The 21,129-nt window shown below is 71.2% G+C and carries 16 protein-coding genes and 1 pseudogene; 12 read left to right on the top strand and 5 right to left on the bottom strand.

What is annotated here, in order from left to right; translation table 11 throughout:
- The first annotated feature begins 10 nt into the window (after positions 1 to 10).
- From ACFVJQ_RS11015 to ACFVJQ_RS10990, 6 genes and pseudogenes are all read left to right on the top strand, one after another.
- Positions 11 to 850, top strand: coding sequence for a carbohydrate ABC transporter permease (locus ACFVJQ_RS11015; RefSeq protein ID WP_385259088.1), 840 nt, complete (start codon positions 11 to 13; stop codon positions 848 to 850).
- Complete coding sequence (locus tag ACFVJQ_RS11010) at positions 850 to 3,768, top strand: glycoside hydrolase family 2 TIM barrel-domain containing protein (RefSeq protein WP_385509980.1); 2,919 nt, start codon at positions 850 to 852, stop codon at positions 3,766 to 3,768. Before ACFVJQ_RS11015 ends, ACFVJQ_RS11010 begins: the two co-directional genes overlap by 1 nt.
- 39 nt (positions 3,769 to 3,807) lie before the next feature.
- On the top strand, positions 3,808 to 5,649 hold the full coding sequence (locus tag ACFVJQ_RS11005) for a LamG-like jellyroll fold domain-containing protein (protein WP_385509979.1): 1,842 nt from the start codon (positions 3,808 to 3,810) through the stop codon (positions 5,647 to 5,649).
- A gap of 16 nt (positions 5,650 to 5,665) precedes the next feature.
- Positions 5,666 to 7,330 carry a histidinol-phosphatase gene (locus tag ACFVJQ_RS11000; protein ID WP_385782739.1) on the top strand — a complete coding sequence of 555 codons (1,665 nt, stop codon included), beginning with the start codon at positions 5,666 to 5,668 and terminating at the stop codon, positions 7,328 to 7,330.
- 79 nt (positions 7,331 to 7,409) lie between these two features.
- Positions 7,410 to 7,781: pseudogene (locus tag ACFVJQ_RS10995) on the top strand (hypothetical protein); the annotation flags it as partial.
- A 33-nt stretch (positions 7,782 to 7,814) separates the two neighbouring features.
- Positions 7,815 to 8,645, top strand: coding sequence for a PaaX family transcriptional regulator C-terminal domain-containing protein (locus ACFVJQ_RS10990; protein ID WP_385509976.1), 831 nt, complete (start codon positions 7,815 to 7,817; stop codon positions 8,643 to 8,645).
- Here the strand turns inward: ACFVJQ_RS10990 and ACFVJQ_RS10985 are convergent.
- The 4 genes from ACFVJQ_RS10985 to ACFVJQ_RS10970 are packed head-to-tail and all read right to left on the bottom strand — an operon-like array spanning position 8,636 to position 12,417.
- Positions 8,636 to 9,091 (bottom strand): MaoC family dehydratase, encoded by a 456-nt coding sequence (locus ACFVJQ_RS10985; protein WP_385509975.1) that lies wholly within the window; start codon positions 9,089 to 9,091, stop codon positions 8,636 to 8,638. The genes ACFVJQ_RS10990 and ACFVJQ_RS10985 overlap by 10 nt on opposite strands.
- A gap of 13 nt (positions 9,092 to 9,104) precedes the next feature.
- On the bottom strand, positions 9,105 to 10,613 hold the full coding sequence (gene menE, locus ACFVJQ_RS10980) for an o-succinylbenzoate--CoA ligase (RefSeq protein ID WP_385509974.1): 1,509 nt from the start codon (positions 10,611 to 10,613) through the stop codon (positions 9,105 to 9,107).
- Between the two features lie 11 nt (positions 10,614 to 10,624).
- Complete coding sequence (locus ACFVJQ_RS10975; protein WP_385509973.1) at positions 10,625 to 11,500, bottom strand: amidohydrolase family protein; 876 nt, start codon at positions 11,498 to 11,500, stop codon at positions 10,625 to 10,627.
- Positions 11,500 to 12,417, bottom strand: coding sequence for an SDR family NAD(P)-dependent oxidoreductase (locus tag ACFVJQ_RS10970; RefSeq protein WP_385509972.1), 918 nt, complete (start codon positions 12,415 to 12,417; stop codon positions 11,500 to 11,502). Before ACFVJQ_RS10970 ends, ACFVJQ_RS10975 begins: the two co-directional genes overlap by 1 nt.
- Positions 12,418 to 12,637: 220 nt before the next feature.
- Here ACFVJQ_RS10970 and ACFVJQ_RS10965 point away from each other — a divergent pair, with 220 nt between their 5' ends.
- The 6 genes from ACFVJQ_RS10965 (at position 12,638) to ACFVJQ_RS10940 (ending at position 20,062) form a co-directional block, all read left to right on the top strand.
- Complete coding sequence (locus ACFVJQ_RS10965) at positions 12,638 to 13,066, top strand: MarR family winged helix-turn-helix transcriptional regulator (RefSeq protein ID WP_385509971.1); 429 nt, start codon at positions 12,638 to 12,640, stop codon at positions 13,064 to 13,066.
- A gap of 158 nt (positions 13,067 to 13,224) precedes the next feature.
- Positions 13,225 to 14,532: an MFS transporter gene (locus ACFVJQ_RS10960; protein WP_385509970.1), complete on the top strand. Its 1,308-nt coding sequence runs from the start codon at positions 13,225 to 13,227 to the stop codon at positions 14,530 to 14,532.
- Positions 14,529 to 15,887 carry an alpha/beta hydrolase family protein gene (locus ACFVJQ_RS10955; protein ID WP_385782732.1) on the top strand — a complete coding sequence of 453 codons (1,359 nt, stop codon included), beginning with the start codon at positions 14,529 to 14,531 and terminating at the stop codon, positions 15,885 to 15,887. The genes ACFVJQ_RS10960 and ACFVJQ_RS10955 overlap by 4 nt, the downstream gene beginning before the upstream one ends.
- A gap of 90 nt (positions 15,888 to 15,977) precedes the next feature.
- Positions 15,978 to 17,165, top strand: coding sequence for a sensor histidine kinase (locus ACFVJQ_RS10950; RefSeq protein ID WP_385782729.1), 1,188 nt, complete (start codon positions 15,978 to 15,980; stop codon positions 17,163 to 17,165).
- A complete protein-coding gene (locus tag ACFVJQ_RS10945) occupies positions 17,162 to 17,830 on the top strand; it encodes a response regulator (protein ID WP_385782726.1) in 669 nt (222 codons plus the stop codon). The genes ACFVJQ_RS10950 and ACFVJQ_RS10945 overlap by 4 nt, the downstream gene beginning before the upstream one ends.
- A gap of 129 nt (positions 17,831 to 17,959) precedes the next feature.
- A complete protein-coding gene (locus ACFVJQ_RS10940; RefSeq protein ID WP_385782723.1) occupies positions 17,960 to 20,062 on the top strand; it encodes an MMPL family transporter in 2,103 nt (700 codons plus the stop codon).
- A gap of 183 nt (positions 20,063 to 20,245) precedes the next feature.
- On the opposite strand, the gene ACFVJQ_RS10935 is transcribed toward ACFVJQ_RS10940, so the two are convergent.
- Entirely contained in the window at positions 20,246 to 21,118 is an 873-nt protein-coding gene (locus ACFVJQ_RS10935; protein WP_385782720.1) for a geranyl diphosphate 2-C-methyltransferase, read from the bottom strand.
- Between the last annotated feature and the right edge of the window lie 11 nt (positions 21,119 to 21,129).

Below are 21,129 nucleotides of genomic sequence, written 5' to 3'. Positions count from 1 at the left end.
GCCGGTCACCATGGCATCCACCATCAAGGGCTCCCGACGCCGGGGCATCGCCCTGCACGCCGTTCTGGTCCTCGGCCTGCTGCTGTCGGCCTTCCCCTTCTACTGGGCCGTGATCATGTCGACGCACACGTCGACCGAGATCTTCTCCTACCCGCCGAAGCTGCTGCCCGGCCCGCACTTCCTGGAGAACGTCCGCAACCTCTTCGACAACATCGACTTCTTCGGGTCGATGCTCAACTCGCTGCTGGTCGCGACCTCGGTGACCGTGCTGGTGCTGTTCTTCGACTCACTGGCGGCCTTCGTCTTCGCCAAGTTCGAGTTCCCGGGGCGGAGGCTGCTGTTCGCGCTGCTCATGGCCATCTTCATGGTGCCGGCGCAGCTGGCGGCCATCCCCCAGTTCGTGATCATGGCGAAGCTCGGCTGGATCGGCTCGATGACGGCGCTGATCGTCCCGGCGGCGGCCAACGCCTTCGGCATCTTCTGGATGCGCCAGTACATGAAGGGCGCCATCCACGACGAGCTGCTCGACGCCTCCAAGCTCGACGGTGCCGGTTTCCTGCGCCAGTACTGGCACGTGGCGCTCCCCGTGGTCCGCCCCGGCCTGGCCTTCCTCGGCATCTTCACCTTCATGGGCCAGTGGAACGACTACGCCTGGCCCCTGATCGCCCTCACCAACCCGGACAACGTCACCCTCCAGGTGGCCCTCTCCCAGCTCAACGGCACCCATGGCACGACCGACTACGGAATGGTCATGACCGGCGCCCTGCTCGCCCTCGTCCCCCTGCTGATCGTCTTCGCGATCGGCGCCCGGCAGATCATCGGCGACCTCGGCAAGGGGGCCATCCGCTGATGGATCCCCTGCTGGGGCTCCGCCCCTGGGAGGCACCCGAGGTGACCTCCTGGGGGCGATTGCCCATGTGTGCCGTCGACCGGCGTGACCAGGCCGTCTCCCTGGACGGCGACTGGCGTTTCCAGCTGCTGCCGGCGCCGGACGCGCCGGTGCGGGACACCTGGTCCTTCTCGTACGTCCCCGGCGCCTGGACCCTCCAGGGCACGGACGACCTGCCGCAGTACACCAATGTCCGTATGCCGTTCGACGAGTTCCCGCCGTTCGTCCCGTCGGCGAACCCGACGGGCGTGTACGAGCGCGAGGTCGACGTGCCCGCCGAGTGGGCCGGGCGGCGGATCGTGCTCCAGGTCGGCGCGGCCGAGAGCCTGCTGCTGGTGCATGTGGACGGGCGGCCCGTCGGGATCTCCAAGGACTCCCATCTGGCCGCCGAGTTCGATCTGACGGATGTCGTACGCGCCGGGGAGCGGGCCGTCGTACGCCTGACCGTCGTCAAGTGGTCGGACTCCTCGCACATCGAGGACCAGGACCAGTGGTGGCACGGTGGGATCACCCGTTCGGTACTGCTGTACGCGACGGACCCGCTGCATCTGGCGGACGTGACCGTGCGGGCGCGTCGCAACGGTGAGCTGCTGGTGGACTGCCGGGTGCGGGACGCGGGCGGTGCGCTGCCCGAGGGGTGGTACGTCAGCGGGGAGCTGGACGGTCGGCCCCTCGCGCAGGACACCGAGTTCGACCGGGCCAACGCACAGGACGAGCGGGTCTCCGACTTCCTGGGCGAGGCGCGGCTGCTGACCACCGTCCCCGACGTGCGCACCTGGACCGCCGAGACGCCCGAGCTGTACGACCTGACGGTCCGGCTGCACCGCGCCGACGGAACGGTCGCCGACACCTCGCGGCACCGCACCGGCTTCCGCGACGTCGAGATCGTCGGCCGGGACCTGCTGGTCAACGGCGAGCGGGTGTTCATCCGGGGCGTGAACCGGCACGACTTCCATCCGCTGACGGGCCGGACCGTGTCGTACGACGACATGCGCGCGGACCTGGTGCTGCTCAAGCGCTTCGGCTTCAACGCGATCCGCACCGCCCACTACCCGAACGACCCGTCCCTGTACGACCTCGCCGACGAACTCGGCTTCTACGTGGTCGACGAGGCGGACATCGAGAGCCACGACCACGCCCACGAGATCGCCGACGACCCGCGCTATCTGAACGCCTTCGTGGACCGGGTCTCCCGGATGGTGCTGCGGGACAAGAACCATCCGTCGGTCATCATCTGGTCGCTGGGCAACGAGTCCGACTACGGGGCGAACCACGACGCGGCGGCGGGCTGGGTGCGGCGGCACGATCCGACGCGGCCGGTGCAGTACGAGGGCGCGGCCAAGCGCGGCTGGGCGGATCCGGACGTCGCCTCCGACATCGCCTGCCCGATGTACGCGCCGATCGAGGAGTGCGTGGCCCACGCGCTGTCCGGGAAGCAGACCAAGCCGCTCATCCAGTGCGAGTACTCGCACGCCATGGGCAACAGCAACGGCACGCTCGCCGACCACTGGTCCGCCATCGAGGCCACCCCGGGTCTTCAGGGCGGCTTCATCTGGGAGTTCTGGGACCACGGCATTCTCCAGCACGTGAGTGACGGAAGACCGGCCGGGCGCGCGGGCGCCGGGCTGTACGAGGGCGGCGTCGCCGCGCCCGGCCACCGCTGGGCGTACGGCGGCGACTTCGGCGAGGCGCTGCACGACGGCGCGTTCATCGCCGACGGGGTGGTGTTCCCGGACCGCACGCCCAAGCCGGTGCTGTACGAGCACCGGGAGATCGCGGCGCCGGTGCGGCTGGAGTGCCTGAAGCACGAGGGGCCGGTCATCGGCAACCACCAGCACTTCCGCGGCCTGGACTGGCTGACCGCCGAGTGGCGGCTGTCCCTCGCCGACGGTCGCACGCTGACGGCGCCGGCCGAGCTGCCCGATCTGCGCCCGGGAGAGACGGCGGCGGTGCCGCTGCCGTTCGATCTGCCGGCCGACGGGGGCGAGGCCTGGCTGACGCTGAAGGTCACGACCGCACGGGACGAACCGTGGGCGCCGCGTGGCACGGTGGTGTGTCTGCCACAGGTGCGGCTGCGGCCCGCACCCGTACCGCGGGCCGTCCCGGTGGCGGACCGAACGGTAGAGATCGATGCGGACGGGCTTCTGGTCCATCCCCTCCTCCTCGCCGCCCCCACGCTGTCGCTGTGGCGGGCGCCCACCGACAACGACGAACTGGGCGGGACGGCGGCCCGCTGGCGGGAGTGGGGGCTGGACTCGCTCGTGCGCAAGCTGGTCGCCGTGCGCCGGGACCGGGAGAGCGTCGGCGTCCTCGCGGAGTACGCCTGCGCGGCCGGAGTCGTCCGGCACGAGCAGGTCTTCACGGCCGTCGAGGGCGGGATCCGCGTCGAGGAGTCGGCTCAGCTGCCCGAGGCACTGGACGACGTGGCCCGGGTCGGGTCGGTGTTCGAGACGGTGGCCGGGCTGAACCTTCTGGAGTGGTTCGGGCAGGGTCCGTGGGAGTCGTACCCGGACCGCAGCGCCGGCGCGCCCGTCGGGCACCACTCGCTCCCCGTGGACGAACTGTTCACCCCCTATCTGCGGCCGCAGGAGAGCGGCGGGAGGCACGGCGTACGGCACTTCACCCTCTCCGCGCCGGACGCGACGGGGCTGTTCGTGCAGCTGGACCGGCCGAGCCAGATCTCCGTCACCCGGCACCGCGCCGCGGACCTCGCGGCGGCCGCCCACCATGACGAACTCGTGCCGCGCGACGGCTGCGTCGTACACATCGACGCCGCCCACCGCGGCCTGGGGACCGCCTCGTGCGGGCCCGACACCTCACCGGCGTACCTCCTCCCGACCGGCACCCACCGCTGGGGCTGGATCCTGCGCGTTCTCTGATCTGCTCTCCCTTCACCAGTCGCCACTGACGGAGCTGACGTGTGCACCGAGCATGACCACGACCGGGGCGAGGCCGCGCAGGCCGACGCCGGCAGACGCAACTTCCTGCGGGCCACCGCACTGATCGGCGCCGCCGCCACGGCCGGGGTCGCGTTGCCGACCGCCGCCGAGGCGGCACCGGCGGGCAGGTGGCGGCCCGACCCGGACAGCCGGCGCTTCACGCTGGCCGTCATGCCCGACACGCAGTACCTGTTCGACGGGCCGAGCATCGACCCCGCGCCGATCGAGGCCTCGCTGCGCTACCTCCTGGAGCAGGGCCGGGAGGAGAACATCGTCTTCCTGTCGCACCTGGGCGACCTCACGGAGAACGGCACCGAGGCCGAGATCGCTGCGGCGAGCAGGGCGTTCCGGATCCTGGACCGGCAGGGCGTCGGCTACAGCATGGTGGCCGGCAACCACGACGTCCGCTCGTCCACCGACGACCAGCGCGGCCCGACGCCGTACCTGGCGGCCTTCGGCCCGGAGCGCTTCGAGGGCAGGCGCACCTTCGGCGGAGCCTCCCCCGACGGCTACAACTCCTTCCACGTGTTCCGGGCGGCCGGGCGCGAGTGGCTCGTGCTGGCCCTCGACTGGCGGCTGTCGCCGAAGGGTTTCGCCTGGGCGAAGGACGTCATCGCACAGCACCCGAAGGCGCCCGTCATCCTCACCACGCACGAACTGGTGTCCGGCGACGACGCCCTCTCCTCGTACGGGCAGAAGCTCTGGGACCAGCTGATCGCGGACCACGACCAGATCTTCCTCACCCTCAACGGCCACTACTGGCCCGCCGCGCGCGCCGTGAAGAAGAACGCCGCCGGGAACGACGTACACCTGCACCTGACGAACTACCAGAACCGGTACTACGGCGGCGCGGCGATGATCCGCCTCTACCGCTTCGACCTCGACCGCAACACCATCGACGTCGAGACGGTCTCGCCGTGGATCCTGGGCCGGGCGGCCGAGGGGCTCAACGAGCTGGAGCGGCAGGAGATCGAACTGACGGGTCCGGAGGACCGGTTCTCCGTGCCGATCGACTTCGAGCAGCGTTTCTCCGCCTTCGCCCCCGTACCCGCCCGCCCGGCACGGCCGGCCGCCGGGATGCTGGTACGCGGCACGCTCGCCTACTGGCGTTTCGACGGACACGAGGAGGGCGCGGGCGTGGACGGCACGGTCCGTGACCTGTCCGGCCGCGGCAACGACCTGACCGTCGTCCGGGTCGGGGACGGCACCCTCACCTGGTCGGCCGACCACCACCCGGACCAGCCGGGGCACGGCAGCCTGCGCCTCTACGGGGACAAGTCGCCGCTGCGGGGCGCGTATCTGCGGACGGTAGCGGGCGCTCCGCTCAACTCGGCGACGTTCGAGCGCGGTTACACCGTCGAGGCCTTCTACAAGGTGCCTGGCACCTGGGCCGCGTCCCGCAACGCCTGGGGCGGGCTGGTGAGCCGGACCGGCACGGGCGGCGCCGCGGGCAAGACCGAGGGGGATCCGGACGAGCCGCTCGCCACGCTGTCGCTGTCCGACGGGCCCGGACCGCAGTGGGCGGTGCGGCCGCTCGACCAGCAGGGCATCGCCACCAACTGGGGCCACGAGACGGCCCGGGAGACCTGGTGGCATGTCGCCGTCGTCAACGACGGCAGCCACACCACGATGTACGTCGAGGGCTGCCCGGTCGTACGCAACCCCACCGCCCGCTCCGTCGGACTGACCTCGCTCGGACTGCCGTGGCTGCTCGGCGGCTACGAGTACGCGGGCCGGATCGACCAGATCCACCACGGCTGGCTCGGCGACGTGCGGATCGTCGACCGGGCGCTGCCCGTCTCCCAGTTCATGAACCACTGACCTGTTGAGGAACGTCATGACCGAGCAGCAGCTGCCCGAGTGGGCCGACCCCTCCGTCCCGCCCGCCGACCTGGATCCGCAGGGCCTGTCCAGACGCCAACTCCTCGCCGGTGCAGGCCTGTTCGGGACCGCCTTCGCCCTGGGGCCACTGCCCGCTGCCGCCGGGGAGCGGCACCTCGGCGGCAGCGACCCCCGCCTCGCCTATCTCGTCGGTGACCACCACATCCACACCGTCTACAGCCACGACGCGAAGTACACGTTCTCCCAGCTGGCCGGCGAGGGCGCCAAGTACGGCCTGGACTGGATGGTGTTCACCGAGCACTCCAACGTCGGGCACGCCGACCTCGGTGCCGCGCTGCAGCGCCAGGAGATCCTCAGGGCGCGCGCCGAGAACCCGCGCCGGCTGATCTTCCAGGGCCTGGAGTGGTACATCCCGGCCGCCGAACACTGCACGGTCTTCACCGCGCCCGGCCCGAACGAGGTCGACCTGCTCACCCGCTTCGAGCGGGCCTACGACGGCAAGCTGCTCGGCTACACCGAGGGCTCTCCGGGTCACGCCGACACCGCCCGCAACGAGGAGCACGCGGTCAAGGCCATCCAGTGGCTGGCAGAACAGCGCCGCACCGGCTACGTCGACGACGTGCTCGTCCTCGCCAACCACCCGATGCGCCTGGGCATCGACTCCCCGCACGAGCTGCGCGCGTGGCGGGACGCGGCCCCCGAGATCATGATCGGCATGGAGGGCGCGCCCGGCGCCCAGGGCGCGGCGATACCCGGCTGGCGCGGTACGAACTCGATCCGCGGCGAGTACGAGAACAAGCCGTCCGCCCAGTCCTGGCCGGGTTACCCGGCGGACGCCTACCTCACGTACGGCGGCTTCGACTGGGCGACGGCGACGGTCGGCGGCCTGTGGGACGCGATGCTCGCCGAGGGCAGGCTGTTCTCCATCACCACCAACTCCGACGCCCACCGGATCGTCTTCGACACCTGGCGGAACGGCGACTGGCAGCCGGGCCAGAACTTCGACAACACCGGCCGGCTGCCCGACCCGGTGAACACCGACACCCCGCAGCCCGGCAGCGACTTCTGGCCCGGTCAGTTCAGCCGCACCCATGTCGGCGTCACCCGCTACGGCTACCGCTCGGTGATGTCCGGCCTGCGCGCGGGCCGGGTCTGGGTCGACCACGGACATCTGCTCGACGGGCTGGAGGTCCGCCTCAAGCGGGACCGGGACCTCGGCCGAGGCGTCACACTGGGCGGACGGCTGCGGGTCCGCAGGGGCGAGCGGCTCACGCTCCATGTGACGGTGACGTCCGCCTCACGCCCCAACCCGTCCGGAATCCTGCCCGAGTTGGCGCATGTGGACGTCATCCGCGGCGCGGTGCGCGGCCCGGTCACCGACCGGGACAGCCGGCGGGCGCCCGACACCAGGGTCGTGCACACGAGGGACGTCGGCGGCCGGAAGGGCACGTACACCCTGCGCATTCCGCTCACCGCCGGCGACGAGTCGTTCTACGTCCGGCTCCGCGGCAGCGACGGCAACCGGCACGGCACGGGCTACTTCGGCGCCTCGGTCGACCCACACGGGCCGATCACTCATGCGCCCGGAAACGGTGACCCGTGGGCCGACACATGGTTCTATTCCAACCCCATCTTCGTCGATGTGACAGGAGGCCGATGAAGCGTCAACTCCTCACCCTCGCCGCGTCACTGGGTGCTCTCGCGCTCGGCGCGTCCACCGCGTCGACCGCCGGCGCGCCGCAATGGGCGGATCGCTGGCGGTGGCCGGGCAGATCATCCTCGACCGGCCGGTGCGGGACGTCCAGGGCTGCGACTTCGTGACGGACACCCGTCTGGTGTGCGCCTCGAACGACGCCACGGGCACACTGTTCCCGCAGATCCGGCCGCTGCTCCAGGTCGACCTGCCGCACCGGCTGGACGGCCGGCCGGTCACTGGCGCGGTGACGAGCCTGCTTGCGCTGCCGCAGCGCAGCATCTGCACGGACGGCACCTACGAGACGGAGGGCGTCGACCACGACGTGCACAGCGGCACCCTGCGCGCCCAGGTGATCCAGCCCGGCGTCTGCGCACTGTCGACGAGCGTGTACGCGTACCAGCAGGTCACGGGCTGACGCACTGATCGACCAGGGCGTACGGTGGGCCGCGTGACCACGGAAGAGTCGCTGCGGCCCCAGTCCCTGATGCTGACGTTCCTGGGCGACCAGGTGCTCGGGCGGGACGTCTGCGTGTACTCGGGCAGCATCATCGATGTCTTCGCCCGTGTCGGCGTCGGCGAGCAGGCGACGCGCTCGACGCTGACCCGCATGGTGCACCGGGGCCTGCTGCGCCGCCGGCGCGAGGGCCGCCGGATGTACTTCGGCCTGACCGAGCACTCGGCCGCCGTACTGCGCGACGGCGAGCGGCGCATCTGGCAGACCGGCGCGGTCAACCGGCAGTGGGACGGCACCTGGACCCTGCTCGGCTTCTCACTGCCCGAGTCCTGGCAGCGCCAGCGGCACGACCTGCGCTCCAAGCTCACCTGGAGCGGCTTCGGCCCGCTGTTCAACGGCCTGTGGATCGCGCCCGGCGAGGTCGATGTGTCGGAGCTGGTGGCCGAGCTGGGCCTCGCCGCCCATGTGAAGGTCTTCCGCGCGCACGCCGATGCCGGCATGGACATCGGCGCGATGATCGAGGAGACCTGGGAGCTGTCCGAACTGGCGGCGCGCTACGAGGCGTTCGTACGGCGCTGGCAGCCATGGGAGACGGAGCTGCCGGACGCCGACGACGCCCTCGGGCTGCGGCTGCTGTTGCAGGCCGAGTGGCTGCGGATCATCCGCCGCGATCCGCGGCTGCCGGTCAAGCATCTGCCGGACGACTGGCCGGCCGAGCAGGCCGAGAAGACGTTCCGGAGGGTGCACGAGCGGTTCAGCCCGCTTGCGCTGGACGCGTCGGAACGCCTTCTCGACCTCGTACCCGCACGCGACGATCAGGCGTAGAACCTCGACAGGCTCTGCAGGACGGCCGCGGGCTTGGCGCCGCCCTCGATCTCGATCGTGCCGTCGACGGTGATCTGCACCCCGCCCGGCACATCCTCGACCTCAGCCAGCCTCCCGACCAGCCGGATCTTCGACCCGACCTGCACCGGCGAGGGGAAGCGCACCTTGTTCAGGCCGTAGTTGACCTTCGTGGTGACGCCCTGGACGTCGAGCAGCTCGGTGAACAAGGGGATGAAGAGCGAGAGGGTGAGGTATCCGTGGGCGATCGGGGCGCCGAACGGACCCTCCGCAGCCTTCTGCGGATCCACATGGATCCACTGGTGATCGCCCGTGGCGTCGGCGAAGGTGTTGATCCGCTCCTGCGTGATCTCGATCCACTCGCTGGTGCCCAGGTCGCTGCCCGCGAGCTTCTTGAGTTCGTCGAGGCCGTTGACGGTGACGCTCATAGATGCTTTTTCCTTAAGGGAGTTGGTTGCCGAAGCGCTTGCGCACCCGGGCCTTGAGAAGCTTCCCGGAGGCGGTGCGCGGGAGTTCGTCCGCGAGCACCACCGACTTCGGGATCTTGTACTTGGCGAGGCGGCCGGACAGCGAGGCGAGCACCTCGTCCGGGTCGAGGTCGGCGCCCTCGCGCGGCACCACGACCGCGCGCGGCACCTCGCCCCACTTGTCGTCCGGCACACCGATGACCGCGCACTCGACGATGTCGGGGTGGGCGAGGAGGAGGTCCTCGATCTCGGCGGGGTAGATGTTCTCCCCACCCGAGATGATCATGTCCTTGATGCGGTCGACGATGAAGACATAGCCGTCCTCGTCGATCCGGGCCGCGTCCCCGCTGCGGAACCAGCCGTCCACGAAGGAAGCGGCCGTCTCCTCGGGCAGCCCCCAGTAGCCGGGCATGACGTGCGGCCCGCGCACCACGACCTCGCCGGTCTCGCCGACGTCGACCGGCGTGAGGTCCGGCCCTACCACCCGTACGTCGCTGAAGAAGTGCGGTACGCCCGCCGAACCGGCCTTGCCGACCGCGTGCTCGGCGTCCAGGAACAGTGTCCCGGGCGCGGCCTCCGTCATGCCGTAGCCCTGGAGGAAGGTGAGCCCGCGCTCCTGGTAGGCGGCGATCAGCGGTGTCGGCACCGGCGAGCCGCCGCAGGTCAGTATCCGCAGCGAGGACAGGTCGGCGTCCCGCCAGCGCGGATGCCGGGCGATCTGGTCGAACATCGTCGGCACCCCGAACATGAAGGTGATCCGGTGCCGTTCGACCAGGTCGAAGGTGGCGTCCGGATCGAAGGCCTCGACCAGGACGCAGGTGCCGCCCTTGAGCAGCACCGGCAGGGTGAGCATGTTCAGGCCGGCCGTGTGGAACAACGGGGCGGAGACCAGGGCGCGTTCGTCGGCGATCAGGTCGGTGTCGACGAGAACGTTGACGGCGTTCCAGGTCAGGTTGCCGTGCGTGAGCATCGCGCCCTTGGGGCGGCCGGTCGTCCCCGAGGTGTACATGATGATGCAGGTGTCGTCGGCGCCGACCGGTTCGTCGATGGGCTCGTACGCGGCGGCGGCCACCGCTTCCTCGTACTCGGCGCCGACTTCGATGTACGTACGGACGTCCGTGCTGCCGGGCAGCCCGGCCACGAGCCCGGCGTGCGAGGGGCCGTAGACCAGGGCCTTGGCGCCCGAGTCGGCGAGCTGGTAGGCGATCTCGGGCCCGGCGAGGCGGGTGTTGAGCGGGACGAAGACCGCGCCGAGCGTGCCCGCCGCGAACAGAGTCTCCAGGTAGGAGGGATGGTTGGGGCCGAGGTAGGCGATCCGGTCGCCGCGGCGTACGCCCCGGGCACGCAGGGCGTGGGCGAGGCGGGTGGTGCGCGCGTACAGGTCGGCGTACGTGAACGTCGTCTCGCCGTGGATCAGGGCGGTGCGGTGCGGAGTCTTGCGGGCCCGGCGTGCGGGCCATGACCCCAGTCCCTCGTTGCGCATCGTTGCGCCCCTTACGGTTTGGTCAGCCCGAGCAGGCGGGCGGCGTTCTCCTTGAGGATCTTCGGCTTGACCTCGTCCTTGATCGTCAGCTTCGCGAAGTCGGCGAGCCAGCGGTCGGGGGTGAGGACGGGGAAGTCGGAGCCGAACAGGACCTTGTCCTTCAGCAGCGTGTTGGCGTACTGCACCAGCTGCGGCGGGAAGTACTTGGGCGACCAGCCGGACAGATCGATGTGCACACCCGGTTTGTGGGTGGCGACCGCGAGGGCCTCGTCCTGCCAGGGGAAGGACGGGTGCGCCAGGATGATCTTCAGATGCGGGAAGTCGGCAGCCACGTCGTCGACGTGCAGCGGGTTGGAGTACTTCAGCCGGATGCCGCCTCCGCCGGGCACCCCCGCGCCGATGCCGGTCTGACCGGTGTGGAACAGCGCGATGGTGCCGGTCTCCTCGATCACCTCGTAGAGGTCGTACGCCACCGCCCGGTCGTTGGGGAAGAAGCCCTGGATGCTGGGGTGGAACTTGAAGCCCTTCACCCCGTACTCCTCCACCAGCCGGCGGGCTTGCCTGACCCCCGCCCTGCCCCGGAAGGGGTCGATGGAGGCGAAGGGGATCAGCACGTCCGGGTTGGCGGCGGCGGCCTCGGCGACCTCCTCGTTCGGGACGGGCGCGGTGCCGGTCGCGGATTCGGCGTCCACCGTGAAGATCACGGCGGCCATCTTCCGCTCGCGGTAGTAGGCGGCGGTCTCCTCCAGAGTCGGCTTCCGCTTGCCCTCGACCTTGAAGTAGGCGGAGGAGGCGTCGTGCAGGTCGTCGTCCAGGGAAGAGTGGCCCTTGGAGGAGACCTCGGCGTGGGTGTGGACGTCGATCGCGACGAGTTCGCTGATGTCCATCACGCCTCCGGCAGCTTGGGCGCGGGGATGCCCACCGACTGGAGTTCGGCGCCGACCGAGGTGGGCCAGGCGTCGGCCAGGGTCTCGGGGGTCCAGCCGCCATCGGCGTACGCCGCCCTGAGCTCCTGCGGATGCGACCAGAGTGCCACCTTGTCGCCGCCGATGCCGATGGCCTGCCCGGTGATGCCGCGCGCGGCCTCGGAGGCGAGGAACGGGACGAGGGCCGCGCAGTCCTCGGGAGTGCCGAAGCCCTCGCCCTTGCGCAGGAAGTCCGGCAGCGGCTCGCCGTTCTTCATGGCCTCGATGTACGGGGCGAAGGCGGGGATGGTCTCGGTCATCGCGGTGGCGGCGACCGGCACGATCGCGTTGACGGTGATGTTCGCGCGGCCCAGCTCCATGGACCAGGTGCGGGCCATGGCGGCGATGCCGGCCTTGGCGGCGGCGTAGTTGGTCTGCCCGAAGTTGCCGCGCTGCCCGGCCGGGGAGCCGACCAGGATCAGGGAGCCGCCCTCGCCCTGCTCGCGCATCCGGACCGCGGCGGCACGGGCGCAGGTGAAGGTGCCCTTGAGGTGGGTGCTGATCACCGCGTCGAAGTCGTCGTCGGTCATCTTCCACAGCACCTTGTCGCGCAGGATGCCCGCGTTGGTGACCAGGACGTCGAGCCGGCCGAACTCCTCGACGGCCCGCCCCACCAGCCGGTCGGCGGCCTCGGTGGTGCCGACCGCGACCACCTCGGCAACGGCGGTGCCGCCGGCCTCGGTGATGGACTTGACGGCCTGCTCGGCCACGGTCTCGTCGACGTCGTTGACGACCACGGACGCGCCATGGGCGGCGAGGGCGTGGGCGTAGGCGAGGCCGAGGCCCCGGCCACTGCCGGTGACGACGGCGACCTTGCCGGTGAGATCGATGCTGGGCACGGGCGAGTCCCTTCGCAAGTGATGCGTGTGATGCGGCTACGAGACAGAAGCTAAGAGCAATAATTGTTGACGTCAATAGTTGTTGCCGACCGGAAGGCGCGAGAGACTGGGATCGACCCGCAGAAGACCGCCCCCACCCGGGGCCTCGACCAGGGAGCCCGCCATCGCCCGCCAGCAGCACACCCCGAACGCAGCCCCGATCGACGCGCACGAACCATGGATGCGCGGACTGCACGCGGACACCGGCTACCTCCTGTACCGACTGGGCCTGCGCTCGGGGCAGTTGTTCAACGCGTTCCTCCAGGAGTCGGGCCTGCGCCTGCGCCACTACGCGGTGCTGCGCTTCCTCGCCACCTCTCAGGGCGCCCTCCAGCGCGAACTGAGCGAACGGCTGGGCTACGACCCGAGCGCGATCGTCGGACTCGTCGACGACCTGGGGAAGCTGGGCTTCGCGGAGCGCCGCCCCGCGCCCGAGGACCGCCGCAGCCGGATCGTCGTCCTCACCGAGGCCGGCCGCGCGTTTCTGCGCGACACCGACGAGGCGGGCCTGCGCGTCACGAACGACCTGCTGGAGCCGCTCGACCCGGCCGAGCGGGAGACCCTGCACGCACTGCTGCTGCGGATCGCGGAGCCCGACTCCCGGAGCTGATGTTGTGCAAATGATTGACGGCCGCATGATATCTGCCTAACTTCAGCCGGGCATCGGCGCGGTCCCCCGCCGGTGCACTTCCACGGCATCGGCCCAGGGAGCTCACCGTGCAGCCATCCCGCTCATCCGCCCGTCAATCGTCCCCGGAATCACGGCAGTTGCGCCGCGTCGCACTGTCCGGACTGCTCGGCACGGCAGTGGAGTTCTACGACTTCCTCGTGTACGGCACCGTCGCCGCGCTCGTCTTCGGCGATCTGTTCTTCCCCGACGCCGACCCCGCGGTCGGCACCATCGCGGCCTTCGGCACCTTCGCCGCGGGCTATGTGGCCCGCCCGCTGGGCGGCATCGTCTTCGGCCACTTCGGCGACCGGCTCGGCCGCAAGTCGATGATGCTGCTGACCATGGTCCTGATGGGCTGCGGCAGTTTCCTCATCGGCCTGCTGCCGACCTACGACGCGATCGGCGTGTGGGCACCCGTCCTGCTGGTCACCCTGCGGGTGGTGCAGGGCATCGCGATCGGCGGCGAGTGGGGCGGCGCGACCCTGATGGTCGTCGAGCACGCCGAGCGTGCCCACGGGTCCCGGCGCGGCCTGTGGTCCAGCTTCACCATGCTCGGCGCCCCGCTCGGCTCCGTGCTCTCCGCGGGAGTGGTCACCCTGGTCTCCGCACTGCCCGACGAGCAGTTCCGCTCCTGGGGCTGGCGAGTGCCGTTCCTGCTCAGCATCGCGCTGCTGGCCGTCGGCCTGTTCGTCCGGCTGAAGGTCGCGGAGAGTCCGCTGTTCGCCGCGGCCAAGCGCGCGCCGGTGGACAAGCCACCGGTCGTGGAGGTGCTGCGCCGCCCGAAGCCGGTGCTGCTCGCGGCGGGCGTCGGCATCGGCGCGTTCACGGCCCAGTCGCTGCTGACCGGGTTCATGATCTCGTACGCTGTCCAGCAGGGCTACAGCCGACCGCAGGTGCTCACTGCGGTGACCATCGCCTCCTGCGTGGCCCTGCTGGTGCTGCCCGCCGCCTCCGCGCTGTCCGACCGGGTCGGCCGCCGCCCGGTGGTGCTGGCCGGCGCCGTCGCCTCAGCCGCGCTCGCCTTCCCGGTGCTCGCCCTGGTGAACTCCGGCTCCCCCGGCCTACTGATCCTCGCCCTGGCGCTCGGTCACGGTGTCGCCCAGTCCACGATGTACGGCCCGCTGGGCGCCCTGCTCACCGAGATGTTCGGCACCCGCGTGCGCTACACCGGCGCCTCCCTCGGATACCAGGCCGCGACCCTGGTGGGCGCCGGGTTCTCCCCGCTGATCGCGAGCAGTCTGCTCGCCTCGTCCGGCGGCAGCAGCGCCCCCGTCTCCCTGCTGCTGTGCGGCGGCGCGGCAATCACCGCGCTCACCGTGTGGCGGGTACGCGAGACACACACCAACGCCCTGGAATCCCCCGCGGCCCGAGCCGCCGCCCCCACCCCGGAAGGGACGCCCCGTTGAGAGCCCGTATCGCACTGCTGGCCGTGTCCTTGTGCGCCGTGACGGCGCTGCCGGCGCAGGCCGCCACCGACTCGCACATCGAGGGCCGACTTCCCTCCGGCGCCACCTACTTGATGGACGTCCCCACCGCCTGGAACGGCACCGTCCTGCTCTACAGCCACGGCTACCGTGCCGCGGGCTGGCCCAACCCCGCGCAGAACGCGCCCAGTTCACAGACCCGGGACGAACTCCTCGCCGACGGCTACGCGCTGATCGGCTCCTCGTACGCCACGAACGGCTGGGCCGTCACCGACGCCGTCCCCGACCAGCTCGCCACCCTCGACCTGTTCACGACGCGGTTCGGCACGGCCCGGCGAACGCTCGCCTGGGGCACCTCCTACGGCGGGCTCGTCACGACCACCCTGGCCGAGCGGCACGCGGACCGCTTCGACGGCTCGCTGTCCATGTGCGGGCTGGTGCAGGGCGGGGTCGCCAACTGGAACAGCACGCTCGATCCGGTGTTCGCGCTGAAGGCGCTGCTTGCTCCCGGGGAAAGCATCCCGCTCACCGGGTTCGCCGACCAGGCGGCCGCGCAGAGCGCCGCGAGCGCGCTCACCGCGAAGGTAACCGCCGCCCAGCAGACCGACGAGGGGCGGGCCCGTATCGCTCTCGCTGCCGCCCTGCACAACATCCCCGGGTACAACGACGCCGCGCAACCGAAACCCGGGCCGACCGACTGGGACGCCCAGCAGGCCAACCAGTACGCGGCCGTCACCGGGCTGCTCCAGCTGCCCGCCTTCAGCTGGCGGCAGGAGGCCGAGCGGCGGGCCGGCGGGAACCCGTCGTGGAACACCGGCGTCGACTACACGGCGATGCTGCACCGCTCGCCCGGGTACAAGGAGGTCACCGAGCTCTACAAGAAGGCGGGACTGTCACTGCGGGCCGACCTCACAGCCCTGAACCGGGCGCCCCGGATCTCCGCCGACCCGGCGGCCGTACGGTGGATGCGGGACACCAGCGTGTTCAAGGGCCGGCTCACCGACCCCCAGCTCAACATCCACACGACCGGCGACGCGCTGATCCCCGTCCAGGCCGAGAGCGCCTATCGGCGGGCCGCGGCCGGCAGCGGCCGACTCCTCGCCCAGGCCTACGTCGACGGCCCCGGGCACTGCACCTTCACCCCGGGCGAGACCCTCGCCGCCCTGCACACCCTGGAGCACCGCCTGACAACGGGCCACTGGGACGCCTCCGCCGACGCCCTCAACACCCGCGCGCGCCAGGAGGAGCCGACGGCCGAGCCCCGGTACGTGACCTACCGCCCGGCGCCGTATCCCCGCCCGTACGACCTCGCCCATCCGGGGGACGCCCGGCCATGAGATCACCTCGTGCCGATATCCCTCTCACCGGTGAGGCCTGCCCCCGGCCACCTCGGGATACTGGAACGGCCCTTGCCCCGAGGAGCCGCCATGTCCGCTCGGTCCTGGATCACGCCTGCCGTCGCCCGACTGCGGACGACGCATCCGTACGTCGTCGACGCGGCGCTCGCCGCCCTGGTGCTGTTCGCGACCTCCCTGCAGTGGATCTTCCCCGGCGGGAAGGACGAGCCGCTGTCCTGGCAGGGCTACCTGCTCGGGGCGGCGACCGCGGTGCCGTTGGTGTGGCGGCGGCGGGCACCGTTCGGGACGGCGTGCGCCGTGTCGGTCGCGACCCCCGCGATGGCGGTCTACCACGCGCCGCCGCCGGATGTCGAATACGGCGGCCTCGTCGTCCTGTACACCGTCGCAGCCCTGTGTCCGCCCTGGCAGCGGCGGGTGATGCTGGTGGGCTGGCTGGCGGGGGTCGCGCTCACCATGGTGCACACGGACAAGACCGAGCCCTTCGAGTACGCCTTCCACCTGATGGGCGTCGTCTGCGCCTACGCGCTCGGGATGCTCGAACGCGTCCAGCGCGCCTACACCGCGGAGTTGGAGGACCGGGCCCGGCGGCTGGAACGGGAACGCGCCGCCGACGCCGAGCGGGCCCGGACGCAGGAGCGCGCCCGGATCGCCCGGGACATGCACGACATTCTCGCCCACGCGGTCAGCCTGATGGTAGTGCAGGCCGAGGCCGGTCCGGTCGTCGTCCGCAGTGATCCGGCCCGCGCCGAGGCCGCGTTCGATGCGATCGCCGCGAGCGGGCGGGACGCCATGGCCCAACTGCGCCGCATCCTCGGCGTCCTGAAGGAGGAGGCCAGGGGCGGTTCGCGGCGGCTGCCGCAGCCCGGCGTCTCGGCGCTCGTGGAGCTGGTCCGCCAGGTCGGGGAGTCCACCGGACTGCGGGTGGAGCTGCGGACCTCCGGCGAGCCCCGTCCACTGCCCCCGGACACCGAGGTAGCCGCGTACCGCGTGGTCCAGGAGGCGCTCACCAACACCGTGAAGCACGCGTACGCTTCCACCGCGACGGTCGAACTCGGGTGGACGGAGGAGGCGTTGACACTGGCGGTCACGGATGACGGACGCGGGCCCTCGGGCGCGGGTGGCGGGCACGGGCTGATCGGCATCCGGGAGCGGGCCGCCGCCTGCGGGGGCAGCGCCGAGGCCGGGCGCGGTCCGCACGGCGGCTTCCGGGTCGTCGTACGGCTGCCGGACGACGACCGACAGGCGGCCCTGGGGTGAGCATCCGCGTGGTCGTCGCCGACGACCAGGAGCTGGTCCGCAGCGGCTTCAGCATGATCCTCGAGGCGCAGCCGGACATCGAGGTGGTCGCCGAGGCCGGCGACGGCGCCGAGGCGGTCGACGCCGTGCGGCGGCACACGCCGGACGTGTTGCTCCTCGACATCCGGATGCCGGTCATGGACGGCCTGGAGGCGGCCCGGCAGGTGTGCACGCAGTCCGGCTGCAAGGTCGTCATGCTGACCACGTTCGACCTGGACGAGTACGTGTACGAGGCGCTGTGTGCGGGTGCCAGCGGGTTCCTGTTGAAGGATGTGCGCCGGGACGACCTCGTGCACGCGGTGCGGGTGGTCGCGGCCGGCGACTCGCTGCTCGCGCCGGCGGTCACCCGGCGGCTGGTCGCGGACATCGTGCGGCGCCGCCGGGAGGAGGCCGCCGCCGAGGTGACGCCGCAACAGCTGGACCTGCTGACGGCGCGCGAGGTGGAGACGCTCCGGATGCTCGCCCGCGGACTGTCCAACGCGGAGATCGCCACGACCCTGTTCGTCAGCGAACACACCGTCAAGACCCACGTCAGCAACGTACTGAGCAAGCTGGGCCTCAGGGACCGGGTACAGGCCGTGATCTGCGCGTACGAGACCGGACTGGTGACCCCCGGCTCCCCCTAGCGAGGGAGCGCCGGCCGCGTCTCCCCCGTACGGCGGAGGCCTCGAAACCGCTCCCGTCGGCGATCCGTTGGCATCCCCCTCGGCAGGAGTCTGAGGGCGTTCGAAGCCTACGATCCGCCGGGAGGGACCGTGCTCTCCACGCTCGCCCGGGCGGCGACCCGCCGCCCGCTGACCGTCATCCTGCTATGGGTGCTCTTTCTGCTGCTCGGGTTCGGGCTCGGGACGGGCGTCTTCGCGCGGCTCTCCGACGAGGTGCCGAACGTTCCGGGCACCGAGTCGGAGCGGGCCGCGCAGTATCTCGACCGCGTCGACCCGACCGGCGAGTCGATCACCGCCGTCGTCGAAGGCGGCGCGATCTCCGATCCCGCGCTGCGCGGCGAGGTCGGCCGGGCCGTCGCCGAGGTGCGCGATGTGCCCGGCGTCGCCGCCGTGCCCGACCCCTTCACCACGCCGGGCCTGGTCTCCGAGGACGGACGCGCTGTGCTCATCCCGGTCACCCTTGAGGGCGGACTCGACGACGACGCCGAGGAACGGGCGGTGGACGACGCGTCCGCCCGCATCCACCAGATCGACGCGCCGGACGTCCATGTGAGCGGCGGCCCGCTGCTCGGACAGCAACTCGGCGAACGCGCCCAGGAGGACGTGGCGAACGCGGAGCTGATCTCCCTGCCGGTCGTCCTCGTTCTGCTGGTGGTGATCTTCGGTGGGCTGCGCGCGGCGGGGCTGCCGCTGCTCGTCGCGGTCAGCGGGATCGCGGGAGCGTTCCTGGCGCTGTTCGGGTTCAGCCAGGTCACCGACATCTCGGTGTACGCGGTCCAGGTCACCACCATGCTGGGGCTCGGGCTCGCCGTGGACTACGCCCTGCTGATGCTGCTCCGCTTCCGCGAGGAGCGGCGGCACACCGACGACGTGGTCGAGGCCGTGCACCGGACGGTCGCGGCGGCGGGCCGGACGGTGCTCTTCTCCGGGCTCACCGTGGCGATCAGCCTGACCGGACTGCTGGTCTTCCCGAGCGTGTTCCTGCGCAGCATGGGCCTCGCCGTGGCCGCGGTGGTGGTGATCGACATGCTGGCCGCGCTCACCCTGCTGCCGGCGCTGCTCACCCGGTTCGGCGGGAGGATCGCCCCGGCCAAGGCCCGGCCGAAGGGCGGAGAGGGCCGTGTCTTCGCACGCCTGGCACGCTTCTCGGCGCGCAACCGCGTCGCCGTCCTCGCCGTGGTCGTCCCGGCCCTGCTGGTGCTGGCGCTGCCGGTCACCGGGATGCGGATCAGCATCGGTGACGCCCGGCAGCTGCCGACGGGCACCGAGGCACGGCAGTTGTACGACACCGTGGAGGCGCACTTCCCGCCGGGCGCCGGGGTCGATCCGGTCACCGTGGTCCTGAGGCCGGGGACGGACGCGGCGACCGCCGAGCGGATCCGGACCCTGGCCCCGGGCGCCCAGTCCCGTGAACTGCCCGGCGGCACGACCGTCGTCGAACTGCCGCCGTCGGGCAGTGTGGACGGCGACGCGGCGACCGACCTGGTCCGCGAGGTGCGGGAGGTCCGCGGGGACGAACCCGTCGAGGTGGCCGGTGTCGCGGCCCGGCTGGTCGACTTCCGCGAGATGCTCGCCGACCGGGCGCCCTGGTCTGCGGCGACCGTTCTCGCCGGCATCTTCGCGCTGCTGTTCGCGTTCACCGGCTCGGTGCTGATCCCGCTGCGCACCATCGCGACCACGCTGCTCAGCCTGGCCGCCGCGCTCGGCGTGGTGGTGTGGGTGTTCCAGGACGGGCATCTGGCCGGGCTGCTGGGCGCCGAGGGCCTGGGCGCGCTGAGCCTGACCGCGCCACCGCTGATCATCGCGATCGCCTTCGGACTCGCCATGGACTACGAGCTGTTCATCCTCGCCCGGATGCGCGAGGCCCGGCGGCTGGGCGAGGCCGACCAGGAGGCCGTGGTGACCGGGCTGCGCCGCTCCGGCCGCGTGGTGACCTGCGCCGCGCTGCTGCTCGCGGTGGTCTTCGGCGCCTTCATGACCGGCGGCTTCTCACCCATCCTGCAGATCGGCCTGGGCCTCACCCTCGCCGTGCTGATCGACGCGACGGTCGTACGGATGCTGCTCGTCCCGGCGACGATGGCGCTGCTCGGACGGCACGCATGGTGGGCGCCGAAGCCCCTGCGCAAGGCGCACGACCGGTTCGGGCCGCAGGAGGAGGCACCGCAGCGCATCCGGGTGACGGAACCGGTCTGAGCCACGGAGGGAGACGGGGGCCGGACGCATCGGCGCGCCCGGCCCCCGCGCTCACCGGGCGCCGACCAGCCGGCCCCGCTCGTGGCACAACGCCCCGCTCTCGCACATCCGGGGCCTGTTGAGCCGTCCTCCCGTCCGGGTCCCGGCCCGGTCGCAGGAGTGTGCAGGGCCGGGACGCAGGATTCAGATGCGGTCGGCGACGATCAGGAGGTAGTGGAAGCTGCCTTCCTTGTAGGCGGTGAGGAAGGGCTCCTCGATACCGGTGGCCACCGAGGACTTGGCGCGCAGTTCCCAGTACGGGATGGTGTCCGCGGTCAGATCGACGACCTGGATGGGGACGAGGTCGTTGGTGGCCAGCGCCTTGAAGTACTCGCTGCGCGGGTGGATGTTGCAGGTGTAGTGCTCGTCGATGCGGCTCACGGCCTTGGAGCGCAGGCCCGTGACGTCGTTGGAGCAGCCGGTGATGCAGACGTAGCGGCCGCCGTACTCCAGCAGGCGTGAGAACTCGGCGAAGAGGTCGAACAGGTCGACGTACATGGTGGTCTCGTTGGTCCAGATCGCGCGGCGGGATCCGGTGTCGAGACGGGTGTCGAGCATGTTGCGGAAGTGGAAGCGGACCTTGTCGGCCACGCCCCGTTCGGCGGCTTGGTCGTTGGCGAAGGCGACTTGCTGCTCCGAGATGCTCACACCGTCCACATGGCAGCCGAAGCGGGCGTTGGCCATGATGCTGGTGCCGCCGCGGCCGGAACCGGCGTCGAGCAGACGGTCGGCGCGGGTGATGTCGCCGAGGTGGTCAAGGAGGACGTCGGCCTGGGCGGTCTCCAGGCGGTGCAGTTCCTCGATGATGCGCTGGTCTCGGGTCTCGGCGGGGCCTTCCAGGACGGACGGGTCGTAGTCGCCGAGGCCGTAGTGGTGGTGGTAGAGGCCGTCGACCTCGCCGAGGCGCAGGTTGACGGGGTCCTTTTCGCTGTTCCAGTAGGCGGCGACCGACTTCTGGTAATCGGTGCGCAGGACGTCGCGCATGGCGAGGTCTTCCATCTGGGAGCTCTTGGGCATGGAGATCCTTC

It is taken from the genome of Streptomyces sp. NPDC127197 (assembly GCF_042672405.1).
Lineage (GTDB): Bacteria > Actinomycetota > Actinomycetes > Streptomycetales > Streptomycetaceae > Streptomyces > Streptomyces flavusporus.
The sequence above is the reverse complement of the archived record's forward strand: the minus strand, read 5'-3'. Positions and strand labels throughout refer to the sequence as shown.

Excerpts from the sequence above, each read along its gene's own strand:
- menE (WP_385509974.1), bottom strand. The coding sequence starts at position 10,613 with ATGCGCAACGAGGGACTGGGGTCATGGCCCGCACGCCGGGCCCGCAAG.
- ACFVJQ_RS10985 (WP_385509975.1), bottom strand. The coding sequence starts at position 9,091 with ATGAGCGTCACCGTCAACGGCCTCGACGAACTCAAGAAGCTCGCGGGC.
- ACFVJQ_RS11000 (WP_385782739.1), top strand. The coding sequence starts at position 5,666 with ATGACCGAGCAGCAGCTGCCCGAGTGGGCCGACCCCTCCGTCCCGCCC.
- ACFVJQ_RS11010 (WP_385509980.1), top strand. The coding sequence starts at position 850 with ATGGATCCCCTGCTGGGGCTCCGCCCCTGGGAGGCACCCGAGGTGACC.
- ACFVJQ_RS10935 (WP_385782720.1), bottom strand. The coding sequence starts at position 21,118 with ATGCCCAAGAGCTCCCAGATGGAAGACCTCGCCATGCGCGACGTCCTG.
- ACFVJQ_RS10975 (WP_385509973.1), bottom strand. The coding sequence starts at position 11,500 with ATGGACATCAGCGAACTCGTCGCGATCGACGTCCACACCCACGCCGAG.
- ACFVJQ_RS10965 (WP_385509971.1), top strand. The coding sequence starts at position 12,638 with ATGCGCGGACTGCACGCGGACACCGGCTACCTCCTGTACCGACTGGGC.
- ACFVJQ_RS10950 (WP_385782729.1), top strand. The coding sequence starts at position 15,978 with ATGTCCGCTCGGTCCTGGATCACGCCTGCCGTCGCCCGACTGCGGACG.
- ACFVJQ_RS11015 (WP_385259088.1), top strand. The coding sequence starts at position 11 with ATGGCATCCACCATCAAGGGCTCCCGACGCCGGGGCATCGCCCTGCAC.